Source organism: Actinomyces sp., assembly GCF_030530635.1.
Lineage (GTDB): Bacteria > Actinomycetota > Actinomycetes > Actinomycetales > Actinomycetaceae > Actinomyces.
This window is the reverse complement of the sequence record NZ_JAUMUL010000010.1, coordinates 50,825-67,407: the sequence shown is the minus strand read 5'-3', so window position 1 is coordinate 67,407 and position 16,583 is coordinate 50,825. Positions and strand designations below refer to the sequence as shown.

Annotated in this window: 13 protein-coding genes and 1 pseudogene; 2 read left to right on the top strand and 12 right to left on the bottom strand. The window is 62.7% G+C overall.

Going from position 1 to position 16,583, the window contains the following annotated elements:
• Positions 1-898, bottom strand: a pseudogene (locus tag Q4A20_RS04335) (ISL3 family transposase); the annotation flags it as partial.
• Positions 899-1,261: 363 nt separating this feature from the next.
• Here Q4A20_RS04335 and Q4A20_RS04330 point away from each other — a divergent pair.
• The gene (locus tag Q4A20_RS04330) at positions 1,262-1,909 is read left to right on the top strand and encodes a TetR/AcrR family transcriptional regulator (protein ID WP_303120718.1); all 648 of its coding nucleotides are present in this window, start codon (positions 1,262-1,264) and stop codon (positions 1,907-1,909) included.
• A 51-nt stretch (positions 1,910-1,960) separates the two neighbouring features.
• Here Q4A20_RS04330 and Q4A20_RS04325 read toward each other — a convergent pair whose 3' ends face one another.
• The 11 genes from Q4A20_RS04325 to Q4A20_RS04275 all read right to left on the bottom strand — a co-directional run bounded on the left by Q4A20_RS04325 (position 1,961) and on the right by Q4A20_RS04275 (position 15,806).
• On the bottom strand, positions 1,961-2,599 hold the full coding sequence (locus tag Q4A20_RS04325) for an HAD family phosphatase (RefSeq protein ID WP_303120716.1): 639 nt from the start codon (positions 2,597-2,599) through the stop codon (positions 1,961-1,963).
• Entirely contained in the window at positions 2,599-3,834 is a 1,236-nt protein-coding gene (locus Q4A20_RS04320) for an MFS transporter (RefSeq protein WP_303120714.1), read from the bottom strand. The genes Q4A20_RS04325 and Q4A20_RS04320 overlap by 1 nt, the downstream gene beginning before the upstream one ends.
• A gap of 17 nt (positions 3,835-3,851) precedes the next feature.
• A complete protein-coding gene (locus tag Q4A20_RS04315) occupies positions 3,852-5,585 on the bottom strand; it encodes a 1-deoxy-D-xylulose-5-phosphate synthase N-terminal domain-containing protein (protein WP_303120711.1) in 1,734 nt (577 codons plus the stop codon).
• Positions 5,578-6,216, bottom strand: coding sequence for a transaldolase family protein (locus Q4A20_RS04310; protein WP_303120709.1), 639 nt, complete (start codon positions 6,214-6,216; stop codon positions 5,578-5,580). The genes Q4A20_RS04315 and Q4A20_RS04310 overlap by 8 nt, the downstream gene beginning before the upstream one ends.
• A complete protein-coding gene (locus Q4A20_RS04305; protein WP_303120707.1) occupies positions 6,213-8,108 on the bottom strand; it encodes a thiamine pyrophosphate-binding protein in 1,896 nt (631 codons plus the stop codon). The genes Q4A20_RS04310 and Q4A20_RS04305 overlap by 4 nt, the downstream gene beginning before the upstream one ends.
• Positions 8,109-8,448: 340 nt before the next feature.
• Complete coding sequence (locus Q4A20_RS04300; protein WP_303120730.1) at positions 8,449-9,312, bottom strand: RNA methyltransferase; 864 nt, start codon at positions 9,310-9,312, stop codon at positions 8,449-8,451.
• Between the two features lie 2 nt (positions 9,313-9,314).
• Complete coding sequence (locus tag Q4A20_RS04295; protein WP_303120705.1) at positions 9,315-11,309, bottom strand: ABC transporter ATP-binding protein; 1,995 nt, start codon at positions 11,307-11,309, stop codon at positions 9,315-9,317.
• Positions 11,306-13,063: an ABC transporter ATP-binding protein gene (locus tag Q4A20_RS04290; protein WP_303120703.1), complete on the bottom strand. Its 1,758-nt coding sequence runs from the start codon at positions 13,061-13,063 to the stop codon at positions 11,306-11,308. The genes Q4A20_RS04295 and Q4A20_RS04290 overlap by 4 nt, the downstream gene beginning before the upstream one ends.
• Before the next feature lie 72 nt (positions 13,064-13,135).
• On the bottom strand, positions 13,136-14,377 hold the full coding sequence (locus tag Q4A20_RS04285; RefSeq protein WP_303120701.1) for an SPFH domain-containing protein: 1,242 nt from the start codon (positions 14,375-14,377) through the stop codon (positions 13,136-13,138).
• A gap of 121 nt (positions 14,378-14,498) precedes the next feature.
• Positions 14,499-14,951: an NfeD family protein gene (locus tag Q4A20_RS04280; RefSeq protein WP_303120699.1), complete on the bottom strand. Its 453-nt coding sequence runs from the start codon at positions 14,949-14,951 to the stop codon at positions 14,499-14,501.
• A 60-nt stretch (positions 14,952-15,011) separates the two neighbouring features.
• Positions 15,012-15,806 (bottom strand): ABC transporter ATP-binding protein, encoded by a 795-nt coding sequence (locus Q4A20_RS04275; protein ID WP_303120697.1) that lies wholly within the window; start codon positions 15,804-15,806, stop codon positions 15,012-15,014.
• Positions 15,807-15,867: 61 nt separating this feature from the next.
• Here Q4A20_RS04275 and Q4A20_RS04270 point away from each other — a divergent pair, with 61 nt between their 5' ends.
• Positions 15,868-16,575: a hypothetical protein gene (locus Q4A20_RS04270; protein ID WP_303120695.1), complete on the top strand. Its 708-nt coding sequence runs from the start codon at positions 15,868-15,870 to the stop codon at positions 16,573-16,575.
• The last annotated feature ends 8 nt before the right edge of the window (positions 16,576-16,583 follow it).

Here is a 16,583-nt window from a genome sequence, read left to right as displayed (position 1 = left end):
CACGATGATGTCTGATCCAACCGCCCCAAGCGGACATTAACGCTGAAACAGGTCAGGCCGGTGGTCTCGCGCTGGGCGCGGCGCCGACAGTCGTCTAGCTTGTCCCCGGCTAAGGCGACCACGCGGGTAGGGGTCCATCACCTCCGTCGCCTGGGGCAGGGCCTCGGTGGCGGCGGTCTTAAACCCTGTGAACCCATCCATGGCCACCACCTCGATCCGGCTGCGCCAAGCCTCGGACTGGTTGTCGAGCCACTGCTTGAAGACCTGCTTGGAACGGCCTTCGACCATGTCCAGCAGCCGGGAGGGGCCCGTCCGGTCGCGTACCGGAGTCAAGTCAATGATGACGGCGGGCGTACTTGTCGCCCCTGCGGGTGTGCCGCCAGATGTGCTCGTCCACCCCGATGACCTCCACACCCTCCAGACGGCTGGGGTCCTTCAGGAGGGTGTTCTTAGCCCGATCAAGGACGGCGTCGCCCTCGGTGTCCCAGGACACCCCCAGCGCTGCCGCTACACGGGCAACGCTCATGAACTCCACTCCGATGGCCCGGATCGCCCAGTCCACGGCCGCCAGAGTCAGGGCAGCCCGCTTGGCGGCGGCACGAGAGGCATCCTGCCTCCACACGCGTTCGCATCCCTGGCAGCGCCACCGCCGCAACCGCACCAGCAGGTGGGTTGGCCGCCAGCCCACAGGTACGTGCGCCAGCCGCCTGGTCACGGTCCCCACCGCCACACCCTGGGCCCCACACCGTCTACAGAACGCATCCTCCTCCAAGGCTTGCAGGCGGCACTCCACCAGCGCCCGCTCCTGCTCCAGGCACATGCCGGTGGCGGTAAGCCCCAGGGCATCCAGGCCCAGGAAACTAGCAAGATCAGGGGCAGCAAAGGTAGTCTCGGCCATGTCGAGGTCTCCATGATCGGTAGTGTTTAGAAGCCCACCAATCATCGGGGACCTCGACCCACACCCACCATCCCGACACGCGCACCCGCGACTACCCCACCACCACACCCTCAAACCGGAAGAGCCACCAAACTCATCCCCCGACCGTCTAGGCCCAGCGCTGGACTCGCGTGCCTCCTAGTCGACGTCGGCTCGGCCTGCCACGGGACTGTAGACTCACACCGCGTCGGTAGCCTCCGCACGAGGATCGAGTACTAGCTTCCCCGAACCTCCCACACCGCGACCGATGTCACATGCAACTTCACAATTTCTGCGCACGACCGCTAATACGGGCTTCACTCAAATAGCATTGAAAGGATAAGCGTGAATACCGATAGCAAAACAACGACCGAGTGGGCCAATCCTCGGCGCATAATACCCGCCGCTGAGCGTCGCCGGCTTCTGATCGACGCTGCAAAACGAGTCATGAAGCGTTCTGGGCTCATGGCAGCTACCACACGAGCAATCACCGCCGAGGCAGGCATGCCGCAAGGCGCCTTCCACTATGCATTTCGATCAAAACGTGAACTTATCGCCGAAATTATGAAGTTAGAGGTACCCGCCAACCTAGATTCAGTATGGAACGAAATTGACGCGTCAGCCAGCGTTGAGGATGGCTTACACAAACTGCTGTCCTGTTATTGGTCCCATGTCGAAGCAGACTGGCACGAACAACTTGTACTTTCAGAACTGCTCGCATACGCTCTCAGAGACCCAGAGCTATCAAGCATTCCGGCGGAAACTCAGGAATACTATCGCCGTTACCTCGCTGACGTGGTGGAACGCCTGGCGAAGCAGACCAACACGCGATGGGACACCGACCGTGAGGTTATGGCCGGCTTGCTGTTGTCAGCGCTCCAAGGACTCACCGTTGTATGGCTTTCCGACGCCGACGATTGTTTCGCAAGAGAACTCCTTTCCCATCACGTTAAAGACCTCGCTAAACACGCCATACCGATAAACCCCTCCTGACGCAACCTTGCGTGACACGTTAGCGCTGCCACATGACCTAATATAAGTAGCTCACTCAGCCTCAACAACGCACCCACAGGCATCCCGCAGCTCCCATGTGCGAACATCCACAACACTCATTCCAGCAGCTCGTGCAGCATCTAAACCGCTATCAGAATCCTCAAACGCAAGACACTCACCTGGCTCAACATCCATACCCTTAGCCGCTAACAAGAACAGGTCGGGAAAAGGTTTAGGTCGCTGCACTTCGTCGGCCGTCACGATCACCGAAAACATGTCAGATATGCCGGCGCCCGCGAGCGTCGCCTGAACCGTCTTGCCGTCGCCATTCGACGCAACAGCCATATGGCAAGTGTCGCCAAACTCCTTCGCGATGGAGAAAACCGGGGCAAACGGAACCAGCGCTGGCGTTTCCTCGAGGAAGTACGCCAACTCCGCAGCCTTTATCGATGCCGCGTTAAGCCGCGTCTTATAGTTCCGCCCCATTTCGTTGACAAGCTGATCCGCCGTCAAACCTGTTCGTTCATGATACCAAGATCCCGACATATGTAAGCCTACCCCGGCAAACGCACGTCGCCACGAGCGTTCGTGCGCCTCATGCGTATGCACTAACGTGCCATCCAGATCAAATATCAGCGCGCCTACCAACGACAACTTGTGCCGGAGTACCGGAGACAAACTCAACACCATTATGCATCCAACTCCGGCATGTCCCGGCCCCGTGTTTCCGCCATCCAGAGCCAGGACACACATATCGTGCCGAGTGTCACTAGAGCAAAAATACGCATTGCACCAGCAAACGAGTATCGGGCGACCATGGTCGGGAAGATAAGCGACACCAGGAAGTCTGTCATCCACTGCACGAACGTCGCCCAGGCAACCGCGGTTGCCCGTACCTCAAAAGGAAAAATCTCCGAGACATACACCCAGAATACCGCTGCTGGACCGATAGCTCCGGCGGCGAGAAAAACCGCTAACAGCGCGATCGTGCCCCCAACGGAACCCGCATATTCAGATACGATGCCAAAGCCCGATGCGCTGACGGCCATAATCATCAATCCTCCAATCATCAGTGGCCGCCTACCGACCCGGTCAATCAACATCAAAGCAAGCATCGTACAGAACACATTAACGACCGCAACTAGCGCGGAACCCGCCGTCGCAACGGCGGGCCGGGCGCCAACCCCGGCGATCACCGTCGGCGCGTAATACACCGCCACGTTCAAGCCTGTAAGATGCACTCCAGCCGCTAAGACCACGGCGACGAAGAAACTCCTTCTGACGCTCCGAACGCCCCATAACAGACGTCGAGCACCTTCCGGCTTGGAAATCGCAGACACATTACTGCGACCGCCAACCCTATTAGGCTGGAACATTACCAACACAATCAGAGCAAGAACACCGGCCACCGGCAACAGCGCGACCAGCCTCCACTCTCGCCCATTACCCAACAAATGGCCAGCAATCGCGGAACAGAGTATACCTACCGTAACCATCAACTGGTCGGCGCCCACCGCTCGCCCCCTCATCTCGCTCGGTACCCGCTCCGCAACGGTCATCGGTCCAAGGAAAGACACCGAGCCAACACCGACGCCAACCAGGACCCGGCCGATGACCAGCATCCAGAACGCCGACGACATCGCCCATATGCAGGCACCAATGCCATAGATCACGGCAGAAACACACAGCGCCGTATCGCGTCCGAAGCGATCAGCTATCACGCCCGCCGCGGGCGAGGCGAGCGCCGCCGCGACAAGAAGGCATGAGACGACAACGCCCGAACCGGCGGCATCAAGCCCAAGGTATTGACTTATGTATGGAAGTCCCGGAGCAACCGCGCCGGTACCATAACCAAACAGCATCCCACAGACGCATCCAATACATATTGCGCGCCAAACATCGCGCTTCCGTCGCTCCCCGTCCATTTAGAGTCCTCCCCGCCCTAGGCGTTCCCACCTAACACCGTGGCGGCGACACGCCGCGCCTCCAGACCATACTCCGCCAGAAGACCGCCACGACTTCCGGCCGGCACAAACTCGTCCGGAAACGCAATCTGTGAAACCAGGCAACCTGACCCCAGCGTGTCCAACCGTCGCCGTAGCTCATCCGCCACACCACATGACGCCAGCGTGTCTTCGACGACCCACACACGGTCGCAACGAGCCATCCTTTCGAGGGCAGCAGAGGGAATCGGGTGCACCCGTGAAAGACACATACCAGTAATGCCAGAGCATCCCTGTTCTTCGGTCAAGACTCGGCGCGCCTCCATCACGATATCTCCAGTAGCACCATAACCTATAATCATCGTCGTTGCATCTTGCGGTTTATCACCGCCGTAATCGCAACCGGACACCGGAGAACCCTTGGAATACCGCACAACAGTCAAACCCCCCTCCAATTTCGAAAGGTGAGTATCGAGCGTACTTGTAAAGTCCCCTTCTGTCCGCGGCGCATATATGCGCGTGCCCGGTATCCTGGCCAAGTACCCTACGTCAAATAGACCGTGATGGGAAGGACCGTCCGGGCCCGTGACACCTGCACGATCGACCAGTAGTAGCACTCCCAGGCCATGAAGACCAACATCATACAACAACTGGTCGATAGCGCGCGTCATGAACGTCGAAACGATCGGCAATACCGGCTTCATGCCTCGCATCGCGAGGCCAGCACACACGTTGACGGCAACCTGCTCAGCCATACCGACATCATGATAACGTTTAGGAAACTTTAATTTGAAGGGTGTAAGGCCGAGCGTGTCGGGCATTGCTGCAGTCACCACGTGAAGCCTTGGGTCGTCAGCTGCACGTCGGACAAGTTCTCTTCCTACGAGATCCCCCCACGACCTGCCACCGTTTTGCGCGCCGGGTGCGCTTACGTCGTGCATTCGCTTGATGTCATCTTGCTCGGCGACCGACCAGCCACGCCCCTTGACCGTGCGAACATGGACGATGCTTGGCTCTCCCTCAGGCGCGCGACTGAAGACCTCCGACATATCGCCTATCGAATGCCCGTCGACGGGTCCATAATAGCGAAAGCCTAGGGCCTCAAAGAAACTTTTGACGTTCCTCGCTCCTCCGGCGTAGGAGCCACGTTCACCGGCAGACAAGCGGCTATGAGTGACGTCATACGATCTCCCGTTGTCGTTATAGATGACGGTCACCGGAGCACGAGCGACGCCGATAGCGTTCAAGCCCTCATACGCTACCCCACCCGTGAGAGCGCCATCACCAAGTATCAACACGACACGTTTAGCACCTCCCAGTGTCATCCCCAATGCCCAGCCAGGCCCAACTGATGAATGACTGTTCTCCACGAAGTCATGCGCTGACTCAGCACGGCTAGGAAACCCCGACAAACCTGACCGCTGTCTTAACTCACGAAAACCGCGGGCACGTCCAGTGATTATTTTATGCGTATAGCATTGATGCCCGATGTCAAATACAAAGGGCGTGGCTGGCGAGTCAAACGACCGATGGAGCGCAATAGTCAACTCTATTGCTCCGAGATTCGCCCCCAGGTGACCGCCGGTCTTGGTGACGTTTTCTACAAGAAACGACCGTATGACCCCAGCCAACGTCTCCGCGACTTCATTCGACATTGACCGGAGTCGTGCCGGCGTCATGTCCATCAGTATATCAAACTTCTCAATTGATTCGTCTTGTACGTCTTCAGTCATTCGCGTATTCCGAGTTAAAGGACCGCATTGCTTCCAACGCCATTTCATTGGACAACAATGTTCTAATCACGGCAATTGATGTCGAGACGCCGTAGGCTCCTTGCATATAACTGCCCGAAAGCTGACGCATGTTCTTCACGGACGCCGCGATCACTGGAACGCCGCCAGTTCCGTAAGCCATGATGTCGCCGACGATGTTGTCACTCCCACGTTCGTCATTGGCTGCGCGGCTGACGTACGGAATTATGTAGCTTGCGTCGATCGCCTCGGCTATCGCAACTTGTTCACCGCTGGTAACTGCGGTCAACGCAATAGCGTATCCATCCGAAACTAGACGCCGACCGGTCCGCATGTACCCTTCGAGAGGGGGCAGTTTAATGCATATTCTTTCTGGCGCCAGTTCAGCTACTTTTAATGCGTCTTTTAGGTATCCAGACTGATCCGCAACAGGTTGATACATTATCAGCCCGGAGAATATGTCCATAATGTCTCGGACGTGGCTATACACGTCGCTAACGTGCTCTCGTGCAAGCAGTGTCGGGTTCATTGTAATGCCGCCAACACATCCGATTTCTTCGGCGTGTTCGGCGTCGCGCAACGACGCCGAGTCAAGGAAAATTGCACGCTTCATGACTTAGCCACCTTGAACTGTTCGAATCCTTGAGTCAGCCAAATTCCGCGCCATGCCGCGGGATCCGACGGAAGGGCAAGTTCAATCAGACTAGGCCCATTGTGGTTGTTGCATTGGAGGATTGCGTCGCGCAAGTCCGCCGCCGCTGCGGATATAGTCGGCTCGTCGGGTCCGATAGGTACGGACACTTTCACCCCGAGCATTCCGAGGGCCCGTGCGAGATCGACGTACGACCACCTGGGCGTATTTTTCAGATACCCGCGCGTGCCGCCGCCAAACCAATTCGGATTCGTGGCGCTAGACTGTTTGGTTAGAGACACGGACATTCCATTGTTGCACACTATGTACGTGATGGGCGCTTCCTGCTCCGCTGCACACACTAGCCCCTGAATTGCGTTCGTTAGTCCTTGGTCGCCAAGTGTACACAGAACGGAGCATTCTCGTTCGACTATCGCCAGGCCAGTCGCCATCGACACACCGCTACCGACGAATCCGCCGTGGCTTCCAAACACGCGGATATTGCTCGGTAGCAAGTCATATCGCTCCGAAATCAGTCCGCCGAACATCTGGCTGTCATCCACTATAACAGGCTGTTTGTGCTCGTCGGGGAACGCGAGGGTCAGCGCTCGCACGATTTCGGTCCGCTGATATTCAACGAGTTCATTTGCCGGCTCGGGGGTTACTCGCGCCGCTTCTTCGATGTCAAGTTGCCACCAAGGAGAACGTTCAGCGGCCGGGAACGCGGCGGCGACAGCCGCCATCGCCTCGGCAGGAGAACCCGCCACCACGAGGTCGGAATCGCGGATATACTTGTTTTTTGCGGTCTTCTCGGGGAATCCCGTAATCGCAATCCTTCGTGATTTTGGAAGGTCTCCTACTACCCGCTGGTAGATATTCCGATCCTCGACGGTGATAAATAGGTCACATTCACTGAGCAGTTCTGAGTGCTCTCCACTGAATTGGTTAAGCCATCCTACAAAGTTGTTCACCTGTTCGGACCGAAGGCGCTGGAACAGCATCGGCCCACGCCGGTAGCGCAATTGCAGCACCGGCGCGTTGATGCGGCGAGAGAATAGGTCGAGACTTTCGATTATTCCTGGATACCTTAGAGCATAGTCATCCACAAGGATCAGGGGTTTTCTAGATTGCCTCACGAGATTGATCGCCTCAGTCAAGGCACCATTCTCGGGCGACTGGACGCGTTCATCGGGTAGCGGCTCCGCGCTATGCTCCACGGTGTCGACGATAGTCTTCGCCGGAATCCATGCGGTTTCCGCAACGTCCTGCGGCACGCCGATCATTGCAGGCCGAGCAGGCAGTTGGCTGATGAACTCAACAGCCTCGACGACTTTCGTGCAGAATGTTCTTGCGGTCTCAGGATTCTTCTCGATTACATCCATGCCGGGCGCTTCCCACCACCAGTCAACAAATGTACCGATAGCGGGCATGAGCCCGTTTTCCGCGTGTGGAGGCAGATACTCCACCGACGTTGAAGAGGGGAGACCGACGACAAACAACGTCCCTGATTCACTCCTCCGTGCGTCTGCAATGGCACCGGCCGCGTTCGTCAGGCCTCGCGCGCCGTGCAAGATCGCGGCAGCACGTCTTGGCCGGAGGAGGCACCCTCCAGCCGCCATGAACGCGCTTTCCTTGTCGCCTCTCCCGTTGATTAGCTCAAGCGAAGGGTGGCGATCGACCGCGTCACACAAGGCAAGTTCTGAAGTTCCTGCGTAAGCAAACACAGTCTTGGTTCCCATATACCCGAGAATCAGGGCAATGGCTTCCGCACCGGTAACGCGCTCCGGCAGTTGGCGCCGCGGGGCCCCAGTGTCGCTCATCGTAGCCTGCAAATGCTCGATCGTCAGGGAACGGCTCTTGTCAGATTCCACCATCGTCTTATCTTTCCACCGAGCGTCTCGGTCGTCGTGGATCAGGTCACACCTTGTTGGTCAGGCGCCCAAGGCTTGTGCCTAGATTAGGTCCGCGACGTCTACCTCATCCAGCAGCACATCGGCATCGGGACACAATCGTTACGTTAGCCATGCTGTCGTTCGTTACATGGGCGCAGAGACTTGATGGCTTCGTTCCGTTGGGCGTGGTTGCGTGCAGCCCGTAGCTGAAGCCTGCTCGGCGCTTCCCTCAGCGGAGGAAGTTCTTAGAGCCGACCGAGGTGGACCAACGGTTCCCAGGTCCTCGTTGCATGCCCCATATATGGCGCACGCCAACCTAGATTCAGGCCCGCGCCCGCAGCTCCCAGAAGGCGACGGCGGCGGCCGCGGCCACGTTCAGGGAGTCCACTCCCCCGGCCATGGGGATGCGCACGACGGCGTCGGCGGCGGCGATGGTGCGACGACTCAGCCCATCGCCCTCGGCGCCCAGCACCACCGCCACCCTCCCCTCCGGGTCGGTGCAGGCCGGCGAGGCGACGAAGTCGTCCAGACCGACCGAGTCATCGGTCAGTGCCAGCGCCGCCACCGTCCAGCCGCCCGCGTGCAGCTCATCCAGGGCGGGCCAACGCTCGATGCGCGTCCACGGGACCTGGAAGACGGTGCCCATGGACACGCGCACGCTGCGCCGATACAGCGGGTCTGCACAGCGCGGAGTGACCAGTACGGCGTCAACGCCGAGGGCGGCGGCGCTGCGAAAGACGGCCCCCACATTCGTGTGGTCCACCAGATCCTCCAAGACGGCGATGCGTCGCGCCCCGGCCCCGCCCCGGGCGCCCGCCAGCAGCTCGGTGACGCCGACCAGGGCGGGTCGGTGCATGGCCGCCAGGGCTCCGCGGTGCAGGTGGAAGCCGGTCAGGGTCTCCAGCAGTTCCTCTGGGGCGATGAATACAGGGACATCACCGCCGTCGTCGCTCCCGCCGCAGCCGGTGGCGGCCGCGATCACCGGCCGCATCTGCTCCCAGTGGCGCGGTGCCATCAGGAAGGAGCGGGGTGCGTGTCCGGCGGCCACCGCCCGGGAGATCACCTTGGTGGACTCGGCCATGTACAGGCCGTGTTCGGCCTCCAGGCGGCGCCGCAGCGCCACATCCGTCAGCTGCGTGTAGTCGGCCAGCCGGGGATCGGCGTCGTCAAGTTGCTCGAGCGCAATGATCACGAGCGCATCTTGCCCTTGTCGTCCCGATCCAACACGGTCAACAGGGGATCGGTCTCGACGGCCGCATCCTCCTCCGCCTCCGGCCCGGCGAACTGGCTCTGGTACAGCTCGTAGTAGGCGCCGCGGGCAGACATGAGTTCCTCGTGGTTGCCCTGCTCGACGATGTCGCCGTGCTCCATCACCAAGATGGTGTCCGCGTCACGGATCGTGGACAGGCGGTGGGCGATCACGAAGCTGGTGCGCCCCTGCCGCAGGCCGACCATGGCCTTCTGCACCAGCACTTCAGTGCGGGTGTCCACCGAGGACGTGGCCTCGTCCAGAACCAGTATCTGCCGGTCGGCGAGGAAGGCGCGGGCGATGGTGATCAGCTGCTTCTCGCCGGCCGAGACGCCCGCGCCGGAGTCGTCAATGATCGTGTCGTAACCGTCGGGCAGCGAACGCACGATGTGGTCCACGCTAGCGGCCCTGGCGGCCTGCCTGACCCGCTCATCGGTGGCGTGCTTGGCGCCGAAGGCGATGTTCTCGCCGATCGTGCCCTCGAACAGCCAGGTGTCCTGCAGCACCATGCCGATCTGCTCGCGCAACTCATCACGCGCAAGCTCCCGGATGTCGATGCCGTCCAGCGTGATCGCCCCGGACTGCGGCTCGTAGAACCGCAGCAGCAGGTTGACCAGGGTGGTCTTGCCGGCACCGGTGGGACCGACAATGGCGACCGTCTGCCCGGGCTCGACCGTTAGATTCAGGTCGGTGATCAGCTCGGTGTCGGGGCTGTAGGAGAACTTCACGTGGTCGAAGACGACGCGGCCGGCCACCCGTTCGGGCAGTGCGACGGCGGCCGTGTCGGTCTCCTCGGGGGCGTCCATGATCTCGAACAGCCGCTCGGCGCTGGCCGCGCCCGACTGCAGCAGATTGGCCATGGAGGCCAGCTGGGTGATGGGCTGGGTGAACTGCTGGGAGTACTGGATGAAGGCCTGTACGTCACCCAGAGTCATCTGGCCGCTGGTGATCCGCACACCGCCGATGACGGCGATGATCACGAAGTTGAGGTTGGAGACGACCCGCATGGCCGGTTGGATGGTCCCGGAGATCCACTGGGCCTTGTAGGAGCCCTCATACAGGCGCTGATTCTCCCGCTCGAACAGCTCATTGAAGGTCTGTTCGGAGTTGAACAGGGTGACCGCCTCGTGGCCGGTGAAGGCCTCTTCGACGACGCCGGAGACATCCCCGGTGGCATCCCACTGCGCGGTGAAGTGCGGCTGTGCCCGGGCGGCGATCACCAGCGTGATGATCAGTGCCACGGGCAGGGTGGCCAGCGACACCAGTGACAGCTGCACCGATACCGTCAGCATCATGGCGAACACGCCGATCACCGTGATGACCGAGTTGAGCGCCTGCGAGATGGTCTGTTGCAGAGTCTGGGTGATGTTGTCGACGTCGTTGGTCACGCGGGAGAGCATGTCTCCCCGGGAGCCGTGATCGATGTAGGAAAGCGGCACCCGGTCCAGTTTGGCCGCCACCTCGGCACGCATGCGCTGCCCGGTGCGCTGAATCACGCCGGCCAGAATACGGCCCTGCAACCACAGGAACAGTGCCGAGAGCACGTAAAGGGCCAGGGTCTGCAGCAGGATCACCATCAGGGCGCCACCGTCCAGGCCCCGCCCCACGACCACGTTATAGGCGGAGAGCATGTCCGCATAGGTGTCCTGGCCGGACGTGCGCAGCACCTGCTCCAGCTGCTCTCCGGAAAGGCCCGCCGGCAGTCCGAAAGATGCCAGCAGCTTGCCCAGCACCCCCTCGAAGATGACGTTGGTGGCCCGGGCCATGACCTTCGGGGCGGCCACGTTCAGGACCACCGCGGCCGCGGTGAGGATCATGACTGCGCCGATGCGCATCCGCTCGGGCCTCAGCTCACGCAGCAGGCGCTTCCAGGTGCCGCGGAAGTCCTGCGCCTTCTGGTTGGGGGCCGGTCCAGGCCCGGGTCCGTGGCTCATGCGGCCTCCTCGGCGCTGATCTGGGACAGGACGATCTCCGCATAGGTGGGGCAGGCGTCCATTAGGGCGTTGTGGGTGCCGATGCCGACCACGTGGCCCTCGTCCAGAACCACGATCTGGTCGGCGTTGCGCACGGAGGCCACGCGCTGGGCGACGACCACGATCGTCGCCCCGCCGGTGGCCCGAGGCAGGCCGGCCCGCAGGCGGGCGTCGGTGGCGTAGTCGAGGGCGGAGAAGGAGTCGTCGAAGACGTACACGCCCGCCCTGCGCACCAGGGCGCGGGCAATCGCGAGCCGCTGACGCTGGCCGCCGGAAAAGTTGACACCGCCCTGATCGACCTGATGGTCGAGCCCGTCGTCCAGTGCCTGCACGAAGCCGGCGGCCTGTGCGGCCTCAAGGGCGTCCCACAGTTCGGCATCAGTGGCGTCCTGCCGTCCGTGCAGCAGTGTGGAGCGGATGGTTCCGGAGAACAGGTAGGCCTTCTGTGGGACCGTGGCCACATTCTCGCGCAACTCGTGGGGGTCCAGGTCGCGCACATCCACGCCGTCAATGCTCACCGACCCCTCGGTCACATCCAGCAGCCGCGGCAGCAGATTGGCCAGCGTGGATTTACCCGAACCGGTGGAGCCGATGAAGGCGGTGGTGGTGCCCGGCGCCATGTCGATGTTGATCTCGGCCAACACCCGGGAGTCCGCGCCGGGGTACCGGAAGGTGACGTTGTCCAGTCTCACCCTGCGCCCGCGGGCCCCGGCCCGGCCGCCTCCGGCGGCGGGCAGGTGCTTGGGCTCGGCGGGCGCCTTGATGGCCGGGTCCACGGCCATGACCTCTTGGAAGCGCCCGGCGGCCACCTGGGCGCGCGGCAGGATGGTCACCATCATGACCGCGATCATGACGGAGAAGAGGATCTGCATGATGTAGTTCAGGAAGGCGGTCAGGTCGCCGACCTCCAGCAGTCCGTCGTTGATGCGCAGCCCCCCGAACCACATCACACCGATTGAGGCCAGGTTCATGATCACCGTCACTGCCGGAAACAGCATCGCGAACAGACGGCCGATGCGCAAAGAGGTGTCGGTCAGGTCGTCGTTGGCCTGTCTGAAGACCTCGCCGCGCTCCTGGTGCCGCACAAAGGCCCGGATCACGCGCACGCCCTGAATCTGCTCACGCATGACCAGGTTGACGCGGTCGATGCGGGACTGCATCACCCGGAAGTGTGGCAGCAGCCGACTCATGAGCACACCGACCACCACCAGCAGCAGCGGGATGAGCACCAGCAGCAGAGCGGACAGGGGCACGTCCACGCGCAAAGCCATCACGGTGCCACCCACCAGCATGATCGGAGCCATGAGCATCATGGCCGACGCCATGAACACGACCATCTGTACCTGCTGGATGTCGTTGGTCGAGCGGGTTATCAGGGAGGGGGCGCCGAAGCGGGAGACCTCCTCCAGGTTGAATCGCTGAACGTGGCTGAAGATGTCCCTGCGCATCTGGCGGCCGAGCCCCATGGAGGCCTTGGACGCGAGATAGGTGCCGACGACCGCCACAACGCCCTGGAGCACGGTGATGGCGAGCATCCGCCCGCCCAGAGACCAGATCTTGTCCGTATCGCCTGTGACCACGCCGTCGTTGATGATGTCGGCGTTGAGGGTGGGCAGCGACAGAACGGCGATCGTCTCAATGATCTTGAGGACGAAGACGATCGTCAACGAGACCTTGTACGGCCGCAGGTAGTGACGAAGTGTCTTGAGGAGCACTTCGTGAGGTTACAACCAGTCGTCCGCCGACGCCCGCTTATCTCAACTTCCGTCACGCGCTTGGGACGCGTCTCACGCATCCCGGCCCAGGGGTGGGATCGACGGCGGTACATCGCCCGAGGGCGGAACCTCGGCATGACCGCCGGAGGTGGGCGGCGTGGTCGTCCTGGAACCGCCGGAGTGCTCGGCTGACCGCGGCCTGGGTGCCGGCGCCGCGGAGGGATCGGTGCCCGGGGTCGTGTCCGCGGCCTCGACCTCCTGTGAAGCGGAGGCGGCCTCACCACGCGCCTGGGCCAGGGCCTCCTCGGGAGCCTGCAAACTGGTGGCGGCCAGATCGCCTGCGATATCCAGCGTCGTCTCCATGCCGGAGACATCCACCCCCACATCGCCATCAGCGCTACCGTCAAAGGCCGCCGAACCGGGACCGCCACCGGACTTGCCCCCCAAAGCGCCGGCAATGCCGTCCAGCGCGGCGGTGAACTCGGTCGGGACGATCCACATCTTGGACGAGGAGCCGTTGGCGATCTTCGGCAGGGTCTGCAGGTACTGGTAGGCCAGCAGCTTGGGGTCGGCGTTGCCGCGGTGGATGGCATCGAAGACCTGCAGGATGGCGCGCGACTCACCCTGCGCCTTGAGGATCGCGGACTGGGCCTGGCCCTCGGCGCGCAGAATGGCGGACTGCTTGTCACCCTCGGCGGTGAGGATCTGGGACTGCTTGACGCCCTCGGCGGTCAGGATGGCGGCACGGCGGTCGCGTTCGGCACGCATCTGCTGCTCCATGGCGCCCTGGATGGATGCGGGCGGGTCAATGGACTTCAGCTCCACGTTGCTCACGCGGATGCCCCAGCGGCCGGTGGCCTGGTCCAGGACGCCGCGCAGCTGGCCGTTGATCTGGTCGCGGCTGGTGAGCGTCTGCTCCAGGTCCATGGCGCCGATGACGTTGCGCAGCGTGGTGACGGTCAGCTGCTCGATGGCCTGCAGGTAGCTGGAGATCTCGTAGGTGGCCCGCTTGGGGTCGGTGACCTGGTAGTAGATGACTGAGTCGATGGACACCACCAGGTTGTCGGAGGTGATCACGGGCTGCGGCGGGAAGGACACGACCTGCTCACGCAGATCGACGGTGGTGCGCACACGGTCGATGAAGGGCACCAGCAGGTGCATGCCCGCGCCGTACTCGGCCTGGAACTTACCCAGGCGCTCGACGATGATCGCATAGGACTGCGGAACGATCTGCACCGCCCGGAACAGGGCCACGATCACGAGCAGCAGCAGTAGTACGAGAATCACTAGGAGCACGGCCTCGAATCCAATCACGAGTAGACCTTTCCGTAAACTTGACCAGCAGCATACGCGATTGTGAAGCCCGTCATCGGCCGAACCCCGCCCCTCCCCGCCCGGATTCGCCGTCGGTGATCACTATCGGGGCTCATTGAAGTCATTTCGGAACGACGACGGCGACGGCGCCATCGATGGCGACCACGCGCACGCCCGCCCCGGGCGCTATGTGCGCGCCGGCATTGGTACCGTATGCCTCCGGGGCGGCGGCCAGGCGTGCGCTCCACTCCTCACCGTCCAGGTTGATGCGACCGTCACGGGAGTCGATTGCGGTCAATGCGGTGGCGTCACGACCGATGCGGGCCTGGGCATTGGTGCGCATCTGGGGCGTGGTGGCGGCCAGGTGCCGCTTGACCCAGGGACGAACCGCCGCCAGCAGCAGCGTCGCCACCACGGCGAATACGATCACCTGCACCCATATGGGCGCGCCCAGCAGGGCGGCCAGGGCGGCGCCCAGGGCACCGCCCGAGAGCATGAGGAAGGTGAGATCCGCCGTCAACGTCTCTATAACGCCCAGAACCAGGGCGGCTCCGATCCACCACGGCCAAGTCATCGCTTCCTCCTGTTATCAGTCCACTCCCGATTTCCGGGCCGGACGCCCTAGTCGTGAATGTTAGTCAACGCTGCTGGCACCGCGGGCCGTGTAACGTTCACGATCCTTAGTGATCTCAAGCGGCAGTCCGAAGGCGGCGGTAACCACCTCGCCGGTCATTACGGCATCGAGTGGCCCGACGGCAACGGGTCGTCCCCGGCGCAGGACGAGGCCGTGAGTGAAGCCTATGGGTATCTCCTCCAAATGATGGGTCACCAACAGCATGGAGGGGGCTCCCGGGGCTGAGGCGATTTCGGTCAACGCCGCCAACAGCTGCTCACGCCCGGCCAGATCCAGGCCGGAGGCCGGCTCGTCGAGGATCAGCAGTTCCGGATCGGGCATGAGGGCACGCGCGAGTTCGATGCGCTTGCGCTCTCCCGTGGAGAGATTCGCCCAGGTGCGCTCGGCCAGGCCGCCGGCACCCAGCACATCCAGGAGAGCTCGGGCACGTTCGACGTCGAAGTCCTCGTACTCCTCGCGCCACACGCCGATCCTGCCGTAGGAGGCGGACAGCACCACCGACAGGGCGGTCTCGCCCCCCAGGACCTGACCGGCCAGGGCCGAGGAGGCAAGACCGATACGGGGACGCAGCTCGGATACGTCGACGCGTCCCAGGCGCTCGCCCAGGATCTCGACCGTGCCCGCGGAGGGGAACAGCGCAGCGGAGGCGATGCGGGCGATGGTGGTCTTGCCGGCCCCATTCGGTCCCAGCAGCACCCAGTGCTGGCCCTCGTCCACGCTCCAGTTCACGTGGGAGAGGACCTGGGTGGTGCCGCGGTGAAGCGAGACGTCGTCGAAACGGAGCACGCTGGTCATGGGCTCACCCTATCCTGCACAATGGTGCGGCCCGCCCTAATTTCGCATAGGGTGCGACGACGTGGATCCGCTTGCGCTGCCCGTGTCCGTACTGCTGGCCCTGTGGGCTCCCTTCCCCTCCTCCCAGGGGCGGGCCGTCGTCCAGGGCGACGATGTGCACGAGGCTGTTGATGATGCCTCCCCGTGGGGTCTGGGCCGTGTCGGTCTGGAGCAGTGGGTGACCGACTTCGGGCCGCTCGCACGTGCAAGTGCGGTTCTGCCCTCCCCTGCGGACCCGGTACCCGCACTCGCGGCCGCGGTCGAGGTCGGCCAGGGTGTTGTGATGCAGTCCGTATCCGGGCGCAGCGTGCTGCTGGTGCCCCGGGCGTCGGGCGCCTGCGTGTCCTGGCAGGTGGAGGAGATGCTCACGCCGCTGCCTCCCTTCGATCCCTCGCAGGCGCGCCGCGACGTACACACCGCCACCGAGGCGGCGATCGACGCGCTGATTGAACTCGACCTGGCCCGTGAGAGCCCGGAGCTGGCCGACACGCTCAATGACCTGGTCACCGCCGTCGTCGATCCGCGCCTGCTTCCGCCGACACTCGATTCCCGCCGTCGCACGCTGTTGGAGCGGTCGCTGCGGCTGCAGGCGATCTGCACCGTGGCCCTGCGCGATGACGGCGCGGCCGTTACGGCCCTGCAGGCCGACCGGCGCGCGGCCGTGCTGCGGCCGCTGCTGACCACTGCCCGCCAGGGGGTCGGTGCGGCCACCGAGTGGTGGGCGCGCTGACCCGGCCG